Here is a 19934-nt window from a genome sequence, read left to right on the forward strand (position 1 = left end):
TTGTCCGCCAATCGCCCCGTTAGGCCAGGGCTATCACGGCGCCTCAACCTCTCGGGTCAACCGCGAAAGCCCTGCGCCAGCAGATAGACCTCGCGGGAGCGTGCCCGCGAGGCGCCGGGCTTGCGGGTCACCACCCGCGTGAAGGCGCCACGCAGCGCCTTCAGGTATTCATCGAAGCCCTCGCCCTGGAACACCTTGGCCAGGAAGGTGCCGCCGGGGCGCAGGGTCTGGCCGGCCAGGTCCAGCGCTAGCTCCACCAGATACATCGCCTGGGGCTGGTCGATGGCGGCCATGCCGCTCATGTTGGGTGACATGTCGGACATCACCAGGTCGACCGGGCGCTCGCCCAGCGTCGCAAGGATCGCCTCGAGGATCTCCTCCTCGGTAAAGTCTCCCTGGATAAAGTCGACCCCGGCCAGGGCATCCATCTCGAGGATATCGGAGGCGATCACCACCCCCTCGGGCCCCACCTTCTCGGCGGCCACCTGACTCCAGCCACCGGGGGCCGCCCCCAGGTCGATCACGGTCATGCCCGGAACGAGGAGACGGTCCTTCTCGTCGAGCTCGAGCAGCTTGTAGCTGGCCCGCGAGCGATACCCCTCCAGCTTGGAGCGCTGCACATACTGATCATCGAAGTGCTCCTTCAACCAGCCCTTGCTGGTCTTGCTTGCGGAGTGCTTGCCAGAGGCGGGGGATGAGGTGCGGGAACGGGCCACGGCATCACCTGGGACGTAACGGGATAAGACTTGGCGCGGAGCGAAAAAACGGTACTGGAGCGCCGAGGAGTGGCCGGCTGAAACGGCGCTTTCGCCGAAGACGTTTTCGGCGTGACGATTTGCGCGTACCATGACTGGCTGCGCGCAACCGAGAAGATGCAAGATACCATGAGCTTGTCACAGGCACAAAAGAAAGCATTTCGCAGCATCGGCCACCACCTCAACCCGGTGGTGATGATCTCCGAGAACGGCATCTCCGAGGGAGTGCTGGCGGAACTCGACCGAGCCCTCAACGACCATGAACTAATCAAGGTGAAGTTCGCCCTGCCGGAGCGCGAGGAGCGCGAGGCCATGCTCGAGGAGCTGGTCGCGGCCAGCCGCGCCGAGCTGGTCCACAAGATCGGCAAGATGGCGCTGCTCTATCGCGCCAACCCCAGGGCCAATCCGAAGCTTTCCAACGTCCAGCGCTACGCGGACCACCACGGGCGCCACTGACGCGCTTCGCGCGAGCTGGAAGCTGGAAGCTGGAAGCTGGAAGCTGGAAGCTGGAAGCTGGAAGCTGGAAGCTGGAAGCTGGAAGCTGGAAGCTGGAAGCCAGCGATGGTCTTGAGGGCCATAGAGACAAACACCCCGCAGCCATGGCTGCGGGGTGTTTTTTCTTCCGGCTTCAAGCTTCCAGGCGCGAAGCGCCGCCCTTCCAGCTTGGGTTAGAGGTGCTCGACGCCCGAGATCTCATACTCGACGTCGCCACCCGGGGTCTTGACCACCACCACATCACCCTCCTCCTTGCCGATCAAGGCACGGGCGATGGGCGAGGTCACGGAGATCCTGCCCTGCTTGATGTCCGCCTCATCCTCGCCGACGATCCGGTAGGTCACCTCCTCGTCGTTGTTGAGGTTGAGCAGCTCCACGGTGACACCGAAGATCACCTTCCCCGTCCTGGGCAGCTTGGTGACATCGATCACCTGGGCGTTGGAGAGCTTGCCTTCGATCTCCTGGATACGCCCCTCGATAAAGCCCTGCTGCTCGCGGGCCGCATGGTACTCGGCGTTCTCCTTGAGATCACCATGCTCCCGGGCCTCGGCGATGGCGGCGATCACCCTGGGACGCGCCTCGCCCTTGAGGTGGTCGAGCTCCTCGCGCAGACGCGACTCTCCGGCGACCGTCATCGGGACCTTGTTCATTGCGCAGCTCCTGCATGCAATTCCTGTAGCCGCCGCACCGTGATCTCATTGCCATATTCGAGCGCCAGACAAACGGCGTTCGCCCCCGCCAGCGTGGTGGCGTAGGGAACCTTGCGGGCCAGCGCGGTGCGGCGGATCACCGAGGAGTCGTTGATCGCCTGGCGACCCTCGGTGGTATTGACGATATAGGCGATCTCGTCGTTCTTGAGCAGATCGACGATATGCGGGCGGCCTTCAAAGACCTTATTCACGACCTCGACATCGATACCCTCGGCCTCGAGAGCCGCCGCGGTACCGCGGGTCGCGCACAGCGTAAAGCCCAATGTTACCAGAGAACGCGCCACCTCGATAACACCCGCCTTGTCCGGCTCACGCACCGAGAGGAACGCCTTGCGCGGCCCGGAGAGCGGCGGAATCGCTTCGCCGGCCCCCAGCTGCGCCTTGTAGAAGGCCTCGGCGAAGGTGTCTCCGCTGCCCATCACCTCACCGGTGGACTTCATCTCCGGCGACAGGATTGGGTCGACCCCCGGGAACTTGTTGAACGGGAAGACCGCCTCCTTGACGCTGAAGAAGTGCGGCACGATCTCGCGGGTGAAGCCCTGCTCCTCGAGGGTGGTGCCGGCCATGCAGCGCGCGGCGATCTGGGCCAGTGAGGTGCCGATGCACTTGGAGACGAAGGGCACGGTACGCGAGGCGCGCGGGTTGACCTCGATGATGTAGATCTCACCGTCCTGCCAGGCCAGCTGCACGTTCATCAGCCCCTTGACGCCAAGCTCCACGGCCATCTGCTTGACCTGCTCGCGCATCGCGTCCTGCACCTCGCTGGGCAGCGAGTAGGGCGGCAGCGAGCAGGCAGAGTCACCGGAGTGTACGCCGGCCTGCTCGATGTGCTGCATGATGCCGCCGATCACCACCTGCTTGCCGTCGCTCACCGCGTCGATATCGATCTCGACGGCGGCATTGAGGAAGTGGTCGAGCAGCACCGGCGAGTCGTTGGAGACCTTGACCGCGTGGGTCATGTAACTCTCGAGCTCGGAGGCGTCATAGACGATCTCCATGGCGCGCCCGCCCAGTACATAGCTGGGACGCACCACCAGCGGATAGCCGATGGTTTCGGCCTTGGCGAAGGCCTCGTCGAAGCTGCGCGCAGTGGCATTGGGCGGCTGCTTGAGGCCCAGCTTGTCGATCATCTGCTGGAAGCGCTCGCGATCCTCGGCGCGATCGATGGCGTCCGGGGTGGTGCCGATGATCGGCACGCCGGCGGCCTCCAGCTCGCGAGCGAGCTTGAGCGGGGTCTGGCCACCGAACTGCACGATCACGCCGACCGGCTGCTCCTTGTCGGCGATCTCCAGCACGTCCTCCAGGGTCACCGGCTCGAAGTAGAGGCGATCCGAGGTGTCGTAGTCGGTGGAGACGGTCTCCGGGTTGCAGTTGACCATAATGGTCTCGTAGCCGTCATCGTGCATGGCGAAGGCGGCGTGGACGCAGCAGTAGTCGAACTCGATGCCCTGGCCGATGCGGTTGGGCCCGCCGCCGAGCACCATGATCTTCTTCTTGTCGCTGACCTCCGCTTCGCACTCCTCCTCATAGGTGGAGTACATATAGGCAGTGTCCGAGGCGAACTCGGCAGCACAGGTGTCGACCCGCTTGTAGACCGGGCGAATACCGGCCTTCTGACGCGTCTTGCGGAACTCCTTCTCGGAGACGCCGAGCAGCGAGGCCAGGCGGGCGTCGGAGAAGCCCTTGCGCTTGAGTCGGAACAGCTCGCGGGCGTCGAGCTCGGAGAGCGAGCGCTTGGCGACCTCGCCCTCGGTGGCGATCAGGTCCTCGAGCTGAACCAGGAACCAGGGGTCGATATTGGTCAGCGCGAAGATCTCGTCGCGCGTCATGCCGGCGCGCATGGCATCGGCGATAAAGAAGATGCGCTCGGCACCCGCGGCCTGCAACTCGCCCTTGATATGCGCCATCCCGTCGGCGTCGAAGCGAGTCACCTTGGGGTCCAGGCCATCGTTGCCGGTCTCCAGGCCGCGCAGCGCCTTCTGCAGCGACTCCTGGAAGGTGCGGCCGATCGCCATCACCTCGCCCACCGACTTCATCTGGGTGGTCAGACGATCGTTGGCCTGGGGGAACTTCTCGAAGGTGAAGCGCGGAATCTTGGTGACCACGTAGTCGATGGAGGGCTCGAACGAGGCCGGGGTCTGGCCGCCGGTGATGTCGTTCGAAAGCTCGTCCAGGGTGTAGCCAACGGCCAGCTTGGCGGCGATCTTGGCGATCGGGAAGCCGGTGGCCTTGGAGGCCAGCGCCGAGGAGCGCGACACCCGCGGGTTCATCTCGATGACCACCATGCGCCCGGTCCTGGGGTCGACGCCGAACTGCACGTTGGAGCCGCCGGTCTCGACGCCGATCTCGCGCAGCACCGCCAGGGAGGCGTCGCGCATGATCTGGTATTCCTTATCGGTCAGCGTCTGGGCCGGGGCCACGGTGATGGAGTCACCGGTGTGCACGCCCATGGGGTCGAAGTTCTCGATGGCGCAGACGATGATGCAGTTGTCGTTGCGATCACGCACGACCTCCATCTCGTACTCCTTCCACCCCAGCAGCGACTCGTCGATCAGCAGCTCGTGGTTGTTGGAGAGCTCGAAGCCGCGGGTACAGATCTCCTCGAACTCCTCCTTGTTGTAGGCCACGCCGCCGCCGGAGCCGCCCATGGTGTAGGAGGGGCGGATGATCACCGGGAAGCCGAGCTCGCCCTGGATCTCCCAGGCCTCGTCCATGGTGTGAGCCACCTTGGCCTTGGGGCACTCCAGGCCGATGCGCTTCATGGCCTGGTCGAAGAGGTCACGGTCCTCGGCCTTGTTGATGGCATCCGCATTGGCACCGATCATCTCCACGCCGTGCTTGTCGAGCACGCCGTGCTTGTCCAGATCCAGGGCGCAGTTGAGCGCGGTCTGCCCGCCCATGGTGGGTAGGATGGCATCCGGCTTCTCGGCCTCGATGATCTTCTCCACCGCCTGCCAGGTGATCGGCTCGATATAGGTGGCATCGGCCATGGCCGGGTCGGTCATGATGGTAGCCGGGTTGGAGTTGACCAGGATGACCCGGTAGCCCTCCTCGCGCAGCGCCTTGCAGGCCTGGGCGCCGGAGTAGTCGAATTCACACGCCTGGCCGATGACGATCGGGCCGGCGCCAATGATCAGGATGCTCTGGATGTCGGTACGCTTGGGCATGGTGCTTCCCGCAGAAGTAGGTGACGAGTGGTGACGTGTCTCTGGCTCTAATCTGGCTCTAAGTGCGGACTCAGGCCCGGCGAGCCCGCATCATCTCGACGAAACGGTCGAACAGCGGCGCCACGTCGCACGGGCCCGGGCTCGCCTCGGGATGGCCCTGGAAGCTGAAGGCCGGGCAGTCGGTACGCTCGACCCCCTGCAGGGTGCCGTCGAACAGCGAACGGTGGGTGGCACGCAGATTGGCCGGCAGCTGGGCCTCGTCGGCGGCGAAGCCGTGGTTCTGGCTGGTGATCATCACGCGGCCGCTATCGAGATCCTGCACCGGATGGTTGGCGCCGTGGTGGCCGTGGTTCATCTTCATGGTGCTGGCACCGCTGGCCAGCGCCAGCAGCTGATGCCCCAGGCAGATGCCAAACAGCGGAATCCCGTTCTCGAGGAGCTCCTGGATCGCCGTGATGGCATAGTCGCAGGGCTCGGGGTCACCGGGACCGTTGGAGAGGAAGATCCCGTCCGGGTTCATCGCCAGCACCTCGGCGGCCGGAGTCTGGGCCGGCACCACGCTGAGACGGCAGCCGCGGGAGGCCAGCATGCGCAGGATGTTGTACTTCACGCCGAAGTCGTAGGCCACCACATGGAAGGGGCGCTCGCACTGGCTGGCGTCGCTGTAGCCCTGGCCCAGGGTCCACTCGCCCTCGGTCCACTCGTAGGGCGCCTTGCAGGAGACCACCTTGGCCAGATCCATGCCCGCAAGGCCCGGGAAGTCACGGGCGGCGGCCAGTGCACGCTCGACGGCATCCTCACCCTCGGCCTCGGTACCGGCCAGAATCGCGCCGTTCTGGGCACCCTTGTCACGCAGCAGGCGGGTCAGGCGACGGGTGTCGATCTCGGCGATGCCCAGCACATTCTGGCTCTTGAGATAGTCGGAGAGGGTCTGCTCGCAGCGGAAGTTGCTGGCCAGCAGCGGCAGGTCGCGAATCACCAGGCCGGCGGCGGCGATGCCGCTGGACTCCACGTCCTCGGCATTGACGCCGGTATTGCCGATATGGGGGTAGGTCAGGGTGACGATCTGGCGAGCATAAGAGGGATCGGTAAGAATCTCCTGATAGCCGGTCATGGCCGTATTGAACACCACCTCACCGCTGGTCTGTCCATCGGCGCCAATCGCCGTGCCATGAAACACACTGCCGTCTTCCAGGGCCAGTATCGCGGGTCTGTTCAAGGTAACGTCCTCCTGCTCGTCAAGGGATTCTCAGCGCCGCCGTACGCCAGTCGCAAAAAAACGGGATGAAACCTGATATGGACCGGTTTCATCCCGCTTGTTGTCATTCGCTCGGAACTGATGTGCTCAGAACTCTGGGGGCCGAAGCAACAAGCGCTGTGAAGGGGCTCTCACCCATGCGCCCGGCCAAAATTTTAGGGATATTACAGGAATCGCTGCCCGGCGACTACCCCCGCCACCATGGTCAGGGTTATCGCAGCTACCGATTAGCACCCCCTCGACGGTCCGGCGCTCCGGGGCCTGTCGCCGGAATAGCCTTGAGCGGGCTGCCATCTGCGTTCGCCCTGCACCCATGGAGCCGGTAGCAACTGACCCGGTCACCCTGACCGAGTCAGCCCAGACCGAGTCACTCCAGACCGAGCACATCCTGCATCGCATAGCGGCCGTTGCCCTGACCGGCGACCCAGCGTGCCGCGCGCACCGCGCCCTTGGCAAAGGTCATGCGACTGGAGGCCTTGTGAGTGATCTCGATGCGCTCACCCTCGGTGGCGAACATCACCGTATGCTCACCGACGATATCCCCGGCGCGCACGGTGGCGAAGCCGATCTCCTTGTCGCTGCGCGGGCCACACTGACCGACACGCTCATACACACCGTACTCCTTGAGCGGGCGCTCCAGGGCATCGGCCATTACCTCGCCCATCTTGAGCGCCGTGCCGGAGGGCGCATCCACCTTGTGGCGATGGTGCGCCTCGATCACCTCGATATCATAGCCCTCGTCGCCCAGCGCCTTGGCCGCGGTTTCCAGGAGCTTGAGGGTCAGATTGACCCCGACGCTCATATTGGGCGCGAAGACGAAGGGCAGCCGCTCGCTGTAGCCCTCCAGCGTGGCCAGCTCCTCATCGGCAAGCCCGGTGGTCCCGATCACCATGCGCTTGCCATGCTCGGCACAGAACGCCAGGTTGGCCAGCGTGACCCGGGGGGCGGTGAAGTCGATCAGCACATCGAAGTCGTCGACGATGGCCTCCAGCGACTCCACGGCGGCCACGCCCAGCCTGCCGACTCCCGCCAGCTCGCCGATATCGGCTCCCGCCAGCGTACTGCCCGGTTCGACGATGCCCCCCGCCAGGGTGGCGCCATCATCCTGCTGAACGGCTTTGACCAGGGTGCGGCCCATGCGGCCGGCGACACCGACGATGGCGATACGGGTCATAGGAACTCCTGCGTAAGCGGTAGGTTGGCGAATGACCGGAGTATATCAGAGCGAAGGCTATCCCAGCCGTGGCGAGGGCCGCTCATGCCGCATCAGCAGCACCATGGCCAGCAGGACCGTGAGGCTGCCGGGCAGCCACACCCAGCCGATCTGCTGCGGCGAGCGTATGAATAGCAGCAGCATGGAGACGAAGGGCACCAGATAGCCGTAAGCGGTGACCACTCCCGGGGTCAGCGCCGCGGTGGCTCGCTGCATCAGCCAGAAGGTCAGGGCGCTGGAGCAGAGTCCCAGATAGACCAGCAGCGCCAGATCCAGGGCGGTCATGTTCGCCAGATGCTCCAGTGGCTCGGTGGCGAGTCCCAGCGCGCCGACCAGCACGCCCCCCAGCCCCAGGCTCCAGAAGGTGCGTACCGCCGCCGACTCCGGCAAACGCCCGGTGGCCAGCCCCCAGCGGCTAAGCACCGGATAGAGCGCCGAGGAGAGGCAGCCCGCGAAGAACACCGCCTCGCCGAGGCCGAAACTCAGCTCGCCGCCCTGTTGCCACCCCTCGGCAACAGCCAGCCCCAGGGCACCGACGGCCCCCAGGGCGAGGATCGCCGGCAGCCGCCAGCCCTGGGCCTCCACTCGCAACCCTCGCCCCAACAGAAAGGCCAGCAGCGGTACCGTGACATACAGGGTCGCCATGGAGAGTGCCGTGGCGTGATGGGCGGCCCAGAACATGGCTGCGAAGAAGCCGGCCAGGCATGCCCCCATCAGCGCATAGAGCAACAGGCTTTGCCTACGCGGCACGAAGTTCGCCGAACGCCTGGCCAGCGGATAGAGGCCGGCGCAGGCGATGGCGAAGCGCAGGGCGGTAAGCAGCAGCGGCGGCAGCTCGCTCATCAGCCCCACCACGGGAAAGGAGAGCCCTACCAGAATGGCCCACACCAGCATGCCGAGATGGGCGCCACGGAGGGTGACGTTCTGGCTCACGCCTCCCAGACGATATCCAGCTCGACGCCCCGGAGCTCATCCAGGGCATTGTCCACCTGGCGCTCGAGTTCGTCGTGGCTCTCATCATCCAGGGCCTCCACCACCACCAGCAGCTTGTCCGGCTGGGCCTGCAGGTAGCAACTGCCCTCCTCGAAGATCACCTGCACCGGATCACTGGCACGATCTATCTCCTTGGCACCGGCCCAGCGCTTGCAGAGCTGATCGATCAGGGCCGCCGCATCCTCGGCGTGCAACTCGGCGCGTGAAATAGGCATAACGCTTATCCTCTGCAGAAATGTCGAGGCTTCAGACTATGATGCCGCCTCGTGGAACGCCACCCCCTCCCCGCCTACGCTGCCCACCACGCTACCGGCGCCAACGGGAGTCACATCGGGCGACTTCCTGGCACACTAGGGCTATCCAGGACACCAGTCATGACCGGGAGGGTTAGCCAATGCTCATCAACTGCGTGGTCTACGACAAGGGCCATCGCCTGCACGATATCCAGCCCGACCAGATCGGCGACTACCTGGGGCAGCCCGACCGATTTGTCTGGGTGGCCCTGCACGACCCCAGCGCACAGGAGATGGCACACTACCAGGAGGCGTTCGGCCTTCATGAGCTGGCCGTGGAGGACACCCTGAAGGGTGACCAGCGCCCCAAGCTCGAGGAGTATGACTCGGCACTGTTCATGATCATGCACATGGTCGCCATGGTCGACGGCGAACTGCAGTCCGGCCAGGTGGCGGTATTTGCCGGCCCTGGCTACGTGCTATCGGTGCGACTGCATCCGGGCCAGGGCTTCGCCGAGGTGCGCAAACGTTGCGAAAGCGACCCCGCGCTGCTGAGCCAGGGCCCAGCCTTCGTGCTCTACGCACTGCTGGATGCGGTGGTCGATCACTACTTCCCGGTGGTGCAGGCGCTGGAGGCGGAACTGGAGAGCATCGAGGACGAAATCTTCGTTCAAGGGTCGGCTCGCACCAGCCTGGAGCGGCTCTACCAGCTCAAGCGACAGGCCATGCAGCTGAAGCACGCCGCCATGCCGCTGGGCGAAGCGGTCAGTCATCTGTTCGGCGGGCGAGTACCGGCACTCTGTCTCGAGACCCGGGAATACTTCCGCGACGTCTACGACCACCTGCACCGCATCGAGTCGGCGGTGGACACCATCCGCGAGATGATCATCACCGCCATCCAGGTGAACCTCTCGTTGGTGGCCATCGACGAGGGCGAGGTGAACAAGCGGCTCGCCGCCTGGGCGGCGATCTTCGCCGTGGCCACCATCTTCGCCGGCATCTGGGGGATGAACTTCACCCATATGCCCGAGCTCGACTGGCGGATCGGCTACCCCCTGGCCCTGCTGGTCATGGGCGGCGCCTGCGGCGGCCTCTATCGACGCTTCCGCCGCGCCGGGTGGCTGTAGCGCTGTCTGTGCGGATGTCCTAACGTAATAGCTTATCAACTGTAGTGAAACCGATGGAGAAGAACCCATGGAGTGGGCACATGGATGAACGCCTGACCTGTCTCAATCATCTCCGCACGGGTAGCCCCTACAACAAGCCCTGCCTGCTGCTGGCGGTGATCTGCGAGATTCAATGCGGTCATATCACCACCCACCGGGTACAGATCAACCCTCGGCTTCTGTCCCGCTATCACGATCTTTACGAACTGGTCAGCGGTGAGCGCCACAGGGCCAACCCCTGGCTACCGCTGTGGCATCTTCGCAATGACCGGGGGCCTGCGGGCCCAATCTGGTCACCCGATTACGCTGATAGCCTGGCCCCCGTGGCCGACCAGCTGGGCCAGCCAAGGTCGATGAATCAGCTGCTCGAGCGCTTCAGCTCCGCCCGGCTCGATGACGAGCTGTTCGCCGCCCTGCAGAAGAGCGACCTCGCCCGCGAGGCCTGCTCCTTGCTGGCCCATCGCTACCTTGGCGATGACAAGGCGACGCTTGAGCGCCTGATGAGCCACCTCGACACCGAACTGGCCAGTGGCGACTACCAGCGGCACCCGGAACGACTCGCCGACGGGATCAAGGAGGCCGCCCCGGTCCCCGCCCGCTCAGCCGCCTTTCGATCGCTGGTACTGGAAGCCTACGACTATCGCTGTGCGGCCAGCCGGCTGCGCTATATCACTCCCGACTATCGCTACCTGGTCGAGGCGGCCCACCTGATTCCCTTCAGCGTTACCCAGGACGACAGGCCGAGCAACGGCCTGGCGCTGACTCCCAACCTGCACTGGGCCATGGATAACCACCTGATCGCGCCGGGGCCGGATCACCACTGGCATGTCAGCCCCGCGGTGGATCATCTGGTAGCGGACAACGACTGGCTGTGCCGCCTCGATCGCCAGCCGCTGGTGCTGCCCAGGGATGAACGCTGGCGGCCCGCCCCCGAGGCCCTGGCCTGGCGCCTGGATCACCTGCGGCGCTGAGTCATGCCTTGATGAGTCATGGCTTGAAATGCAGCAGGGCCCCGTCACCTCTCGATGACGGGGCCCTGCCAGGCGCTTGCCAGGAAGAAACCGTTACGGTTTCATATCTTCGAAGAACTTCTTCACGCCGTCGAAGAAACCGCTCTTCTTGGGCGAGTGGTGGGCACTGCTGGAACCCCCCAGGCTGTCTTGGAACTGACGCAGCAGCTCCTTCTGTTCTTCGTTGAGCTTCACCGGCGTCTCGATCACCACCTTGCAGATCAGGTCGCCAGGTGCGCCACCGCGCACCGGCTTGACGCCCTTGCCGCGCAGGCGGAAGAGCTTGCCGGTCTGGGTCTCGGCCGGGATCTTCAGCTTGACCCGCCCCGCCAGGGTGGGCACCTCGAGCTCGCCACCCAGCGCCGCATCGACGAAGTTGATCGGCACCTCGCACTGCAGGTTGCGGCCGTCGCGCTGGAAGATCGGGTGCGGCTTGATCGCCACCTGCACGTAGAGATCGCCGGGCGGGCCGCCATTGACGCCCGATTCGCCTTCGCCGTTGAGACGAATGCGGTCGCCGGTATCCACGCCGGCGGGAATCTTCACCGACAGGGTGCGGGTCTCACGCACACGTCCCTCGCCATGACACTTGTGGCACGGCACCTTGATGTGCTGGCCGGAGCCATGACAGGTCGGGCAGGTCTGCTGCACGGCGAAGAAGCCCTGCTGCATGCGCACCTGGCCGTGGCCGGAACAGGTCGGGCAGGTCTCCTTGCTGGAGCCCGGCTCGGCACCCTCGCCGTCACAGCGCTCACACTCGATATGGCGCGGCACACGGATATCCACGCTGGTGCCGGACACGGCATCCTCGAGGTCGAGCTCGAGGTTGTAGCGCAGGTCGCTGCCGCGGGCCGGGGCGTTGGGGTGACGCCGGCCACCGCCGCCGCCGAAGATATCGCCGAACACGTCGCCGAAGATATCGCTGAAGCCACCGGCCCCGGCGCCACCGAAGCCGCCTCCGCCGAAGCCACCGCCCTGGCCGTCCACGCCGGCATGACCGAACTGGTCATAGGCGGCACGCTTCTCGCCGTCGCTGAGTACCTCGTAGGCCTCGGAGACCTCGCGAAACTTCTCCGCCGCGCTGTCATCATCCGGATTGCGGTCGGGATGGAATTTCTGGGCGAGCCGGCGGTAGGCCTTTTTGATCTCTTTGGTATCGGCACCGCGCTCTACGCCCAGCACCTCGTAATAGTCGCGTTTGGACATGGGTCTGTCCGCCTCCGTCGCGGTCCCTCGGAAACACCAGCGCGGGAGTCAGGCCCCCGCGCTGGTGTCATCCATGGCTTAGATGCGTCGTTCAGATGCGTGGTTTACTGCTTCTTCTGGTCGTCGTTGACTTCTTCGTACTCGGCGTCGACCACGTCATCTTCCGGCTTGGCACCGGCGTCGCCCGCCTCGGCACCTTCCTGCTGGCCGGCTTCGGCCTGGGCGGCGTACATCTTCTGCGCCAGGTTGCCGGAGGCCTCGGTCAGCTTGTCGAGCTTGGCCTGGATGTCGTCCTTGTCGTCACCCTTGATAGCCTCTTCCAGCTCCTTGGCGGCGCTTTCGATGGCTTCCTTCTCCTCGTCGGTGGCGTGCTCACCGGCTTCTTCCACGGTCTTGCGTGCGGCGTGGACCATGCCATCGGCCTGGTTGCGCAGCTGAACCAGCTCCTCGAACTTCTTGTCCTCGTCGGCGTGGGCCTCGGCGTCCCGGACCATCTGCTCGATCTCGTCGTCGGAGAGACCGCTGGAGGCCTTGATGACGATCGACTGCTCCTTACCGGTAGCCTTGTCCTTGGCGGACACGTTGAGGATGCCGTTGGCGTCCAGGTCGAAGGCGACCTCGATCTGCGGCACGCCGCGCGGTGCCGGCGGAATGTCGGCCAGGTCGAAGCGACCCAGTGACTTGTTGCCGCCCGCCTGCTTGCGCTCACCCTGCAGCACGTGGATGGTCACGGCGGTCTGGTTGTCATCCGCGGTCGAGAAGGTCTGGGTCTTCTTGGTCGGGATGGTGGTGTTCTTCTCGATCAGCGGCGTCATCACGCCACCCAGGGTCTCGATGCCCAGGGTCAGCGGCGTGACGTCGAGCAGCAGCACATCCTTGACGTCGCCGCCCAGCACGCCGCCCTGGATGGCAGCACCCACGGCCACGGCCTCGTCCGGGTTGACGTCCTTGCGGGCCTCCTTGCCGAAGAAGTCGGCAACCGACTGCTGGACCATGGGCATGCGGGTCTGACCACCGACCAGGATGACGTCATCGATCTCGGAGGCGGATAGGCCGGCATCCTTGAGCGCGGTCTTGCAGGGCTCGAGAGAGCGCTTGACCAGGTCCTCGACCAGCGACTCGAGCTTGGCACGGGTCACCTTGACGTTGAGGTGCTTGGGACCGGTGTTGTCGGCCGTGATGTACGGCAGGTTGACGTCGGTCTGCTGGGCGCTGGAGAGCTCGATCTTGGCCTTCTCGGCGGCTTCCTTGAGGCGCTGCATGGCCAGGGTGTCGCCGGACAGGTCGATGCCGCTGTCGCTCTTGAACTGGTCGACCAGGTAGTTGATCAGCGCCAGATCGAAGTCCTCACCACCCAGGAAGGTGTCACCGTTGGTGGCCAGCACCTCGAACTGGGTCTCGCCGTCGACATCCGCCACCTCGATGATGGAGATATCGAAGGTGCCGCCGCCCAGATCGTAGACCGCGATGGTCTTGTCGCCACGCGACTTGTCCATGCCGTAGGCCAGCGCCGCCGCGGTCGGCTCGTTGATGATGCGCTTGACCTCGAGCCCGGCGATGCGACCCGCGTCCTTGGTGGCCTGGCGCTGGCTGTCGTTGAAGTAGGCCGGCACGGTGATGACCGCCTCGGTGACTTCCTCACCCAGGTAATCTTCCGCGGTCTTCTTCATCTTCTTCAGCACTTCGGCGCTGACCTGGGGCGGTGCCAGCTTCTTGCCCTTCACCTCGACCCAGGCGTCGCCATTGTCGGCCTCGGCGATCTTGTAGGGCACCATCTTGATGTCCTTCTGGACCACGTCGTCCTTGTAGCGACGACCGATCAGGCGCTTGATGGCATACAGGGTGTTCTCGGGGTTGGTGACCGCCTGGCGCTTGGCCGACTGGCCCACCAGCGTCTCGCCGTCGTCGGTGTAGGCGATGACGGAAGGTGTGGTGCGGGTACCCTCGGCGTTCTCGATCACCTTGGCGCTGTCACCGTCGAGCACGGCGACACAGGAGTTGGTGGTGCCAAGGTCAATTCCAATGATGCGTCCCATAGGAAATCCTCGAAAGTCGTGTGATGTATTCAGGAGTGGTATTCAGCGGCCTGCGCCGCGGAGTTGCTTTCTATCTGGGGGCCGTGGAGAACTTTTCAAGCCCTGCGACCCGGATTTGTTGCCGCTCAGCCGGCAGCCTGGCTGACCACCACCATGGCCGGACGCACCAGGCGACCGTTGAGCAGATAGCCCTTCTGGACCACCTCCATCACGCTGTTGGGGTCGAGCTCGGGGTTGGGCACCATGGCCATGGCCTCGTGGTACTGCGGGTCGAAGGGCTCACCGGCGGGGTCCACCACCTCGACGCCGAACTTGCCGAGCACATCGAGCTGCAGCTTGAGGGTCATGGAGACACCTTCGCGATGGCTCTCGCTCGCTCCGTCGGCCATGGCCTCCAGCGCCTTCTCGAGGCTGTCGACCACCGGCAGCAGCTCCTTGACGAACTTCTCCAGGGCGAACTTGCGCGCCTTTTCGGCGTCCTGCTCGGCACGGCGGCGTACATTCTGGGCCTCGGCGGCGGCGCGCAGCGCCTGGTCCTTGGCCTCCGCCACGCTCTGCTCGAGCTCCTCGACGCGGGCCGCCAGTACCTCGGCCTCGGGGTTGTCACTCTCCACTGCCGCCTGGTCGGCCTGATCAACGGCCTCAGCCGCGTCCTCCAGCTCGCCTTCCACGAGCTCAGGCTGGGCCTGGGGCTCTGCCTCCTCCTCGTGGCGCTTGAGCTCCTCGTCCAGCGGGGTCTGGGGGTCTTGGGCCATGGGTCTCTCCTGAAGCGCTTGTCTTGGGTGCAAAAATGGCGTCGCGAGGGCGCCGATGCTGCATGTATGGCTACGTGAAACGGTTATGCCCGTTATATGGGGACGCCTCGTCGGAACTCAAGGCATCACGTTTCGACTCGCGCTTCGACTCGTTTTACAACCAGGTTTCAACAACCGACCGTGCATTGTCGGGAGCCCTGAACTACTGTATAAAAACTCAAATCTTGTATGCATGAACAGTAGACAGCAGACAGGCCCGCCCGGGGAGACACCATGCTGACGGAACTTGCCATTCGCGACTTCGCCATCGTCGACCATCTCGAACTGGAGCTCGCCGGCGGCATGACCGCCATCACCGGCGAGACCGGCGCCGGTAAATCGATCCTGCTCGGGGCCCTCGGCCTCTGCCTGGGCGAACGCGCCGATGCCGCCAGCGTGCGCCACGGCCGGGAGCGCGCCGACCTCTCCGCCCGCTTCGATATCACCGACCTGCCCCAGGCCCGCGACTGGCTGGCCGCCCGGGAGCTGCCCGGCGACGACTGCCTGCTGCGGCGAGTGATCAGCGCCAACGGCCGCTCCAAGGCATGGATCAACGGCCAGCCGGTGACGATCGCCGATCTGCGCGGCCTGGGTGAGCACCTGATCGAGGTGCATGGGCAGCATGCCCATCAGCAGCTGTTGCGCGAGGAGACCCATCTGCGCCTGCTCGACGACTTCGCCGGACATCGCGATACCGTCGCCAGCATGGCCGAGCGCTTTCGCGCCTGGCAGGCCGCTCGGCGACGGCTCAAGCGCCTGGCCGAGGATGGCGACGAGCTGAGCGCCCGCCGCCAGCTGGTGCGCTACCAGGTCGAGGAGCTCGACCAGCTGGGCCTCGCCGAGGGCGAACTGAAGGCCCTGGAGGAGGAGCAGGAGGAGCTGGCCCACGCCGAGGAGCGCCTGCGCGAGGCACAGTTCGCCAGCGAGTGCTGCGACAATGACGAGGGTGGTGCCATCAGCTGCCTCACCCAGGCGATTACTCGGCTCGAAACGCTGCCTGGCTGCGACCGCGGCCGCCTGGCGGAGACGCTGGCCATGCTCGGGGAGGCGCGCATCCAGGTCGAGGAGGCGGCCCGCGAGCTGACCCACCTCGCCGCGGATACCGAGCTCGACCCCGAGCGCCTGGCCTGGGTGGATGAGCGCCTGGGGGCCGTGCACCGCCTGGCGCGCAAGCACCATGTGATGCCCGAGGAGCTGCTGGCGCTGCATCAGGACCTGCGGACCGAACTGGCGACCCTCGAGGAGGGTGATCAGGACCTGGACAGCCTCTCCGCCGAGGTCGAGGCCCTGCGCGAGGAGTGGAAGCGCCTGGCCCGGGAGGTAGGCGAGGCGCGCCGCCAGGCGGCCGCACGTTTCGGCGAGGCCGTGCAGGAGCAGCTCACCTTCCTGGCCATGGGCAAGGCATGCTTCGAGGTCGAGGTGAGCGAGCGTGAGACGCCCGCCGCCGAGGGGCTGGACAGCGTGCGCTTCCTGATTGCCGCCAACCCCGGCCAGCCGGCACGGCCACTGGCCAAGGTCGCCTCGGGGGGCGAGCTGTCACGCATCAGCCTGGCGATCCAGGTGGTGGCGGCACGCCACTCCACCATCCCCAGCCTGGTGTTCGACGAAGTGGATGTGGGTATCTCCGGCGCCACCGCCGAGATCGTCGGCCAGCTGCTGCGCCGGCTCGGCGAGCAGGGGCAGGTGATGACGGTGACCCACCTGCCCCAGGTGGCGGCTCAGGCCCACCGCCATCTACATATCGAGAAGCAGGCCGAGGGCGACACCACCCTGACCCGCATGGCACTGCTCGATGAAGCCGGCCGGGTCGGCGAGCTGGCGCGCATGCTGGGCGGGGTCAACCTCTCCGATCGCACCCTGGCTCATGCCCGGGAGATGCTCGATGCCAGCCAGCACCCCCACCACTGATCGCTGCCTGACCGCCGAACAGTGAGTACCGGCCGAGGATAATAGGCCCACAAACACCACGGCCCCGATCACTGATCGGGGCCGTGGTGTTTGTGGTTGGCGCTGTTTCAGACTGGCGCTGCCTCAGGCTGGCGTCGCCGGCATACGAGCACGACTACTTGCGCGGCGGACCATCCAGGCGGGTCGCATTGGAGCCACGCGGACGGACATAGAGTACCAGGTCGTGATCGACGAGCTCGTAGCCATGCTCCTCGGCGATCTCCTGCTGGCGACGCTCGATCACCTCGTCGAAGAATTCGACGATCTCGCCGCTCTCGAGGCACACCATATGATCATGGTGTTCCTCTTGGGAGATCTCGAACACCGCATGGCCACCATCGAAGTTGTGGCGAACCACCAGGTTCGCGGCCTCGAACTGGGTCAGCACACGATAAACGGTGGCCAGTCCCACATCCTCTCCGGCATCCAGCAGGGTCTTGTAGACATCCTCGGCGCTCAAATGGTGTTCACCCTGGGCATTCTCCAGGATCTGCAGAATCTTGACGCGTGGCAGGGTCACCTTGAGACCGGCCTTGCGTAATTCATGGTTCTGGTCGGCCATGGTAGCTCTTCGCAGTAACGGGTAGGGTCGGGTATGATCGACCGAAACCACGATAGTGAAGAACAGGCGCAAATGCAAAAGTTGACCAAAATCGTCACCCTTACCGTCGCCCTGCTGCTGGCCAGCGGCTGCAGCTACTTCGGGGTCTACAAGCGCGACATTCCCCAGGGCAACCTGGTGACCGCCGAGATGGTGGGCCAGCTGCGCACCGGCATGACGCGTGATGACGTCATCTATGTGATGGGCAGCCCGCTACTGGAGGCGCCCTTCGATGCCAGCCAGTGGGACTACCTCTTCTATCTGGACAAGGCCTACGAGGGCACCGAGCGCCGTCGCGTCACCCTGACCTTCGATGGCAACCGCCTGGTGGATATCCAGCGTGAAGGGGATCTCGACGGCGCGATCGAGATGCGCCAGGGCGAGAGTGGTCCATCACCGGACGCCGGCACCAGCACGCCGCTGGCGACCCCCAACGCCGTTCCCGCCGACCAGCGCTGATAGCAGCCAGCCTGGCCAAGCGACGCCCCGCCGAGTATCCGCCCGGCGGGGCGTCAGCGTCTGGTGTTGGCGCGGGCCTGGCGGGCGGCCTTGGGGTCGATGATCAGTGCACGATAGACCTCGACCCGGTCACCAGCGCGTAACCGATGGGATTCGGGCGCGCGCAGATGCTTGCCGAACAGCCCCAGGTCGGGAGCAGTGAAGGCCTCGGCGGGCAGTTCGGGAAAGTGTGACGGCAGGTCGGCCAGTGCCACGGCTTCGCTTGCCGTGGTGCCGAGCGGCACCCGCAGAGCGATGATGCGCTGCTTCTCCGGGAGGGCGAAGGCGACCTCGACATCGATCTCGGCCATGCCTCAGCGCCCGTAGAGATCGTTGGCACGGCGCGTGAACGAGTCGACCAGCTGCCCCGCCACCTGCTGGAAGAGCTTGCCGAAGGCCATGCCGAGCAGGCGATTGGCAAACTCGAATTCCATCTCCAGGCTCACCTTGCAGGTGTTCTCGCCCATGGGGGTGAACAGCCAGCGGCCGCGCAGGCGCTTGAAGGGGCCGCTGACCAGCGACATCTCGATGCGCTCGGGTTCGATTAGATCGTTGCGGGTCATGATGCTCTGCTCGATGCCGGCCCGACCCAGCGTCATCTCGCCGATCAGGTGTGACTCGTCGCGCTCCACCAGGCGGGCGCGGCGGCAGCCCGGCAGGAACTCCGGGTAGCGCTCAAAGTCATTGACCAGATCGAACATTTCCTGGGGGGTATGCCGCACCATGGCGGTTCGGTTAACCGTTGGCATTGCGCTCCTCGCTGACTTCACGGTGCCCAGGGCGTATCATGGGCCGTCATTTCAGGCCTTGAATGGTACCACGCTTCCCCCACATCTCGGAGGAAGCCGCCACGGACAAGACACGATACGAGGTTTCATGGCCAACAAGAAAGGCAAGGGCAAGGGCCCCGGCAGCAACGTCATCGCCTTGAACAAGAAGGCGCGCTTCGAATACCACATCGAGGAGAGCTTCGAGGCCGGCCTGGTGCTGGCGGGCTGGGAGGTCAAGAGTCTGCGGGCGGGCAAGGCCCAGCTCACCGATACCTATATCCTGGTCAAGAACGGCGAGGCCTGGCTGCTGGGCAGCCATATCCTGCCGCTCAACACCGCGAGCACCCACGAGGTGGCCGATCCCACGCGCACCCGCAAGCTGCTGCTGCACAAGAAGGAGATCGCCAAGATCTTCTCGCGTACCCAGGACAAGGGGCACACCTGTGTGCCGCTCAAGCTCTACTGGAAGGGCAACCGAGTGAAGTGCGAGCTGGCGCTGGTGACCGGCAAGAAACTGCACGACAAGCGCGCCACCGAGAAGGACCGCGACTGGCAGCGTCAGAAGGGACGCATCATGCGGGAACAAAATCGGGGCTGACCTGTCATATCAAGCAACATCCTGTTAGGATGGACGTTGAGGGGGCGACATGGTTTCGACGCCGGTGACAACCCCTGCGGTGCATGCCGAGAGCGTGATGTATCTCGTAAATCCAACATCACGACTAAATAGTCGCAAACGACGACAACTACGCTCAGGGCGCGCTGGCAGCTTAATAGCCGCTAGCTTCTAGTCCGGCCCCGAAGTGATGTGCCCATTCATCACGGAGGGGATACGAGCCAAGAATGATGGGATCGCGATCGGTAGCGTCCTCTTGCCGATCGTTAAACTTCAGAGGAATCGCGAGGCTGGATCCTGACCGTCGGAGCCAGTCGCGTTAAATCAAATGACGGAATCTAAGCATGTAGAGCCAATGGGCGAGTGCTGGCGGACGCGGGTTCAATTCCCGCCGCCTCCACCAACCACAGGTTTCAGGAGTTACCAAGAAACGCCAGAAACCGCATGAACAGGGGCCTTCGGGCCC

General features: G+C 64.9%; 19 protein-coding genes and 1 other RNA gene. 7 read left to right on the plus strand and 13 right to left on the minus strand.

Annotation, left to right across the window (positions count from 1 at the left end):
• Positions 1–56: 56 nt before the first annotated feature.
• Positions 57–716: a 23S rRNA (uridine(2552)-2'-O)-methyltransferase RlmE gene (rlmE, locus tag GRB80_RS15165; RefSeq protein ID WP_240721684.1), complete on the minus strand. Its 660-nt coding sequence runs from the start codon at positions 714–716 to the stop codon at positions 57–59.
• A gap of 168 nt (positions 717–884) precedes the next feature.
• Between rlmE and yhbY the strand changes: the two genes are divergently transcribed.
• Positions 885–1211 (plus strand): ribosome assembly RNA-binding protein YhbY, encoded by a 327-nt coding sequence (yhbY, locus tag GRB80_RS15170; RefSeq protein ID WP_132042125.1) that lies wholly within the window; start codon positions 885–887, stop codon positions 1209–1211.
• Between the two features lie 212 nt (positions 1212–1423).
• Here the strand turns inward: yhbY and greA are convergent, their stop codons facing one another.
• The 6 genes from greA to GRB80_RS15200 all read right to left on the minus strand — a co-directional run bounded on the left by greA (position 1424) and on the right by GRB80_RS15200 (position 8806).
• Positions 1424–1900, minus strand: a complete 477-nt coding sequence (gene greA, locus GRB80_RS15175; RefSeq protein WP_132042126.1) for a transcription elongation factor GreA — start codon at positions 1898–1900, stop codon at positions 1424–1426.
• On the minus strand, positions 1897–5127 hold the full coding sequence (gene carB, locus GRB80_RS15180) for a carbamoyl-phosphate synthase large subunit (protein ID WP_132042127.1): 3231 nt from the start codon (positions 5125–5127) through the stop codon (positions 1897–1899). The genes greA and carB overlap by 4 nt, the downstream gene beginning before the upstream one ends.
• A 70-nt stretch (positions 5128–5197) precedes the next feature.
• Positions 5198–6346, minus strand: coding sequence for a glutamine-hydrolyzing carbamoyl-phosphate synthase small subunit (gene carA, locus GRB80_RS15185; RefSeq protein ID WP_132042128.1), 1149 nt, complete (start codon positions 6344–6346; stop codon positions 5198–5200).
• A gap of 406 nt (positions 6347–6752) precedes the next feature.
• Positions 6753–7559, minus strand: a complete 807-nt coding sequence (gene dapB, locus GRB80_RS15190; RefSeq protein WP_132042129.1) for a 4-hydroxy-tetrahydrodipicolinate reductase — start codon at positions 7557–7559, stop codon at positions 6753–6755.
• A gap of 57 nt (positions 7560–7616) precedes the next feature.
• Complete coding sequence (locus tag GRB80_RS15195; RefSeq protein WP_240721685.1) at positions 7617–8531, minus strand: DMT family transporter; 915 nt, start codon at positions 8529–8531, stop codon at positions 7617–7619.
• A complete protein-coding gene (locus tag GRB80_RS15200) occupies positions 8528–8806 on the minus strand; it encodes a DUF2218 domain-containing protein (protein WP_132042130.1) in 279 nt (92 codons plus the stop codon). The genes GRB80_RS15195 and GRB80_RS15200 overlap by 4 nt, the downstream gene beginning before the upstream one ends.
• Before the next feature lie 179 nt (positions 8807–8985).
• Here GRB80_RS15200 and corA point away from each other — a divergent pair, with 179 nt between their 5' ends.
• Together corA and GRB80_RS15210 are read left to right on the plus strand one after the other, a co-directional pair.
• Positions 8986–9951 carry a magnesium/cobalt transporter CorA gene (gene corA / locus GRB80_RS15205; RefSeq protein WP_132042131.1) on the plus strand — a complete coding sequence of 322 codons (966 nt, stop codon included), beginning with the start codon at positions 8986–8988 and terminating at the stop codon, positions 9949–9951.
• Between the two features lie 80 nt (positions 9952–10031).
• Positions 10032–10961 (plus strand): HNH endonuclease, encoded by a 930-nt coding sequence (locus GRB80_RS15210; protein WP_161424098.1) that lies wholly within the window; start codon positions 10032–10034, stop codon positions 10959–10961.
• A gap of 93 nt (positions 10962–11054) precedes the next feature.
• On the opposite strand, the gene dnaJ is transcribed toward GRB80_RS15210, so the two are convergent.
• The 3 genes from dnaJ to grpE form a co-directional block, all read right to left on the minus strand.
• Positions 11055–12206 (minus strand): molecular chaperone DnaJ, encoded by a 1152-nt coding sequence (gene dnaJ, locus GRB80_RS15215; protein ID WP_132042133.1) that lies wholly within the window; start codon positions 12204–12206, stop codon positions 11055–11057.
• Positions 12207–12310: 104 nt separating this feature from the next.
• Positions 12311–14242: a molecular chaperone DnaK gene (gene dnaK, locus GRB80_RS15220; protein WP_132042134.1), complete on the minus strand. Its 1932-nt coding sequence runs from the start codon at positions 14240–14242 to the stop codon at positions 12311–12313.
• Positions 14243–14367: 125 nt separating this feature from the next.
• The gene (gene grpE / locus GRB80_RS15225; protein ID WP_132042135.1) at positions 14368–14997 is read right to left on the minus strand and encodes a nucleotide exchange factor GrpE; all 630 of its coding nucleotides are present in this window, start codon (positions 14995–14997) and stop codon (positions 14368–14370) included.
• Between the two features lie 273 nt (positions 14998–15270).
• On the opposite strand from grpE, the gene recN reads away from it, so the two are divergent.
• Positions 15271–16944, plus strand: coding sequence for a DNA repair protein RecN (gene recN, locus GRB80_RS15230; protein ID WP_132042136.1), 1674 nt, complete (start codon positions 15271–15273; stop codon positions 16942–16944).
• 154 nt (positions 16945–17098) lie between these two features.
• On the opposite strand, the gene fur is transcribed toward recN, so the two are convergent.
• A complete protein-coding gene (gene fur, locus GRB80_RS15235) occupies positions 17099–17545 on the minus strand; it encodes a ferric iron uptake transcriptional regulator (RefSeq protein ID WP_161424099.1) in 447 nt (148 codons plus the stop codon).
• Positions 17546–17617: 72 nt separating this feature from the next.
• Here fur and GRB80_RS15240 point away from each other — a divergent pair, with 72 nt between their 5' ends.
• The gene (locus tag GRB80_RS15240; RefSeq protein ID WP_202597241.1) at positions 17618–18043 is read left to right on the plus strand and encodes an outer membrane protein assembly factor BamE; all 426 of its coding nucleotides are present in this window, start codon (positions 17618–17620) and stop codon (positions 18041–18043) included.
• A 53-nt stretch (positions 18044–18096) separates the two neighbouring features.
• Here the strand turns inward: GRB80_RS15240 and GRB80_RS15245 are convergent, their stop codons facing one another.
• Both GRB80_RS15245 and GRB80_RS15250 read right to left on the minus strand, forming a co-directional pair.
• Positions 18097–18393: an RnfH family protein gene (locus GRB80_RS15245; RefSeq protein ID WP_161424101.1), complete on the minus strand. Its 297-nt coding sequence runs from the start codon at positions 18391–18393 to the stop codon at positions 18097–18099.
• Between the two features lie 3 nt (positions 18394–18396).
• The gene (locus GRB80_RS15250; protein WP_132042140.1) at positions 18397–18831 is read right to left on the minus strand and encodes a type II toxin-antitoxin system RatA family toxin; all 435 of its coding nucleotides are present in this window, start codon (positions 18829–18831) and stop codon (positions 18397–18399) included.
• 127 nt (positions 18832–18958) lie between these two features.
• On the opposite strand from GRB80_RS15250, the gene smpB reads away from it, so the two are divergent.
• Positions 18959–19450 carry an SsrA-binding protein SmpB gene (gene smpB, locus GRB80_RS15255; RefSeq protein ID WP_161424102.1) on the plus strand — a complete coding sequence of 164 codons (492 nt, stop codon included), beginning with the start codon at positions 18959–18961 and terminating at the stop codon, positions 19448–19450.
• A gap of 40 nt (positions 19451–19490) precedes the next feature.
• Positions 19491–19871, plus strand: a transfer-messenger RNA (tmRNA) gene (gene ssrA / locus GRB80_RS15260).
• Positions 19872–19934: the final 63 nt, after the last annotated feature.

It is taken from the genome of Halomonas icarae (assembly GCF_009901955.1).
In the GTDB taxonomy this organism is placed as follows: domain Bacteria; phylum Pseudomonadota; class Gammaproteobacteria; order Pseudomonadales; family Halomonadaceae; genus Halomonas; species Halomonas icarae.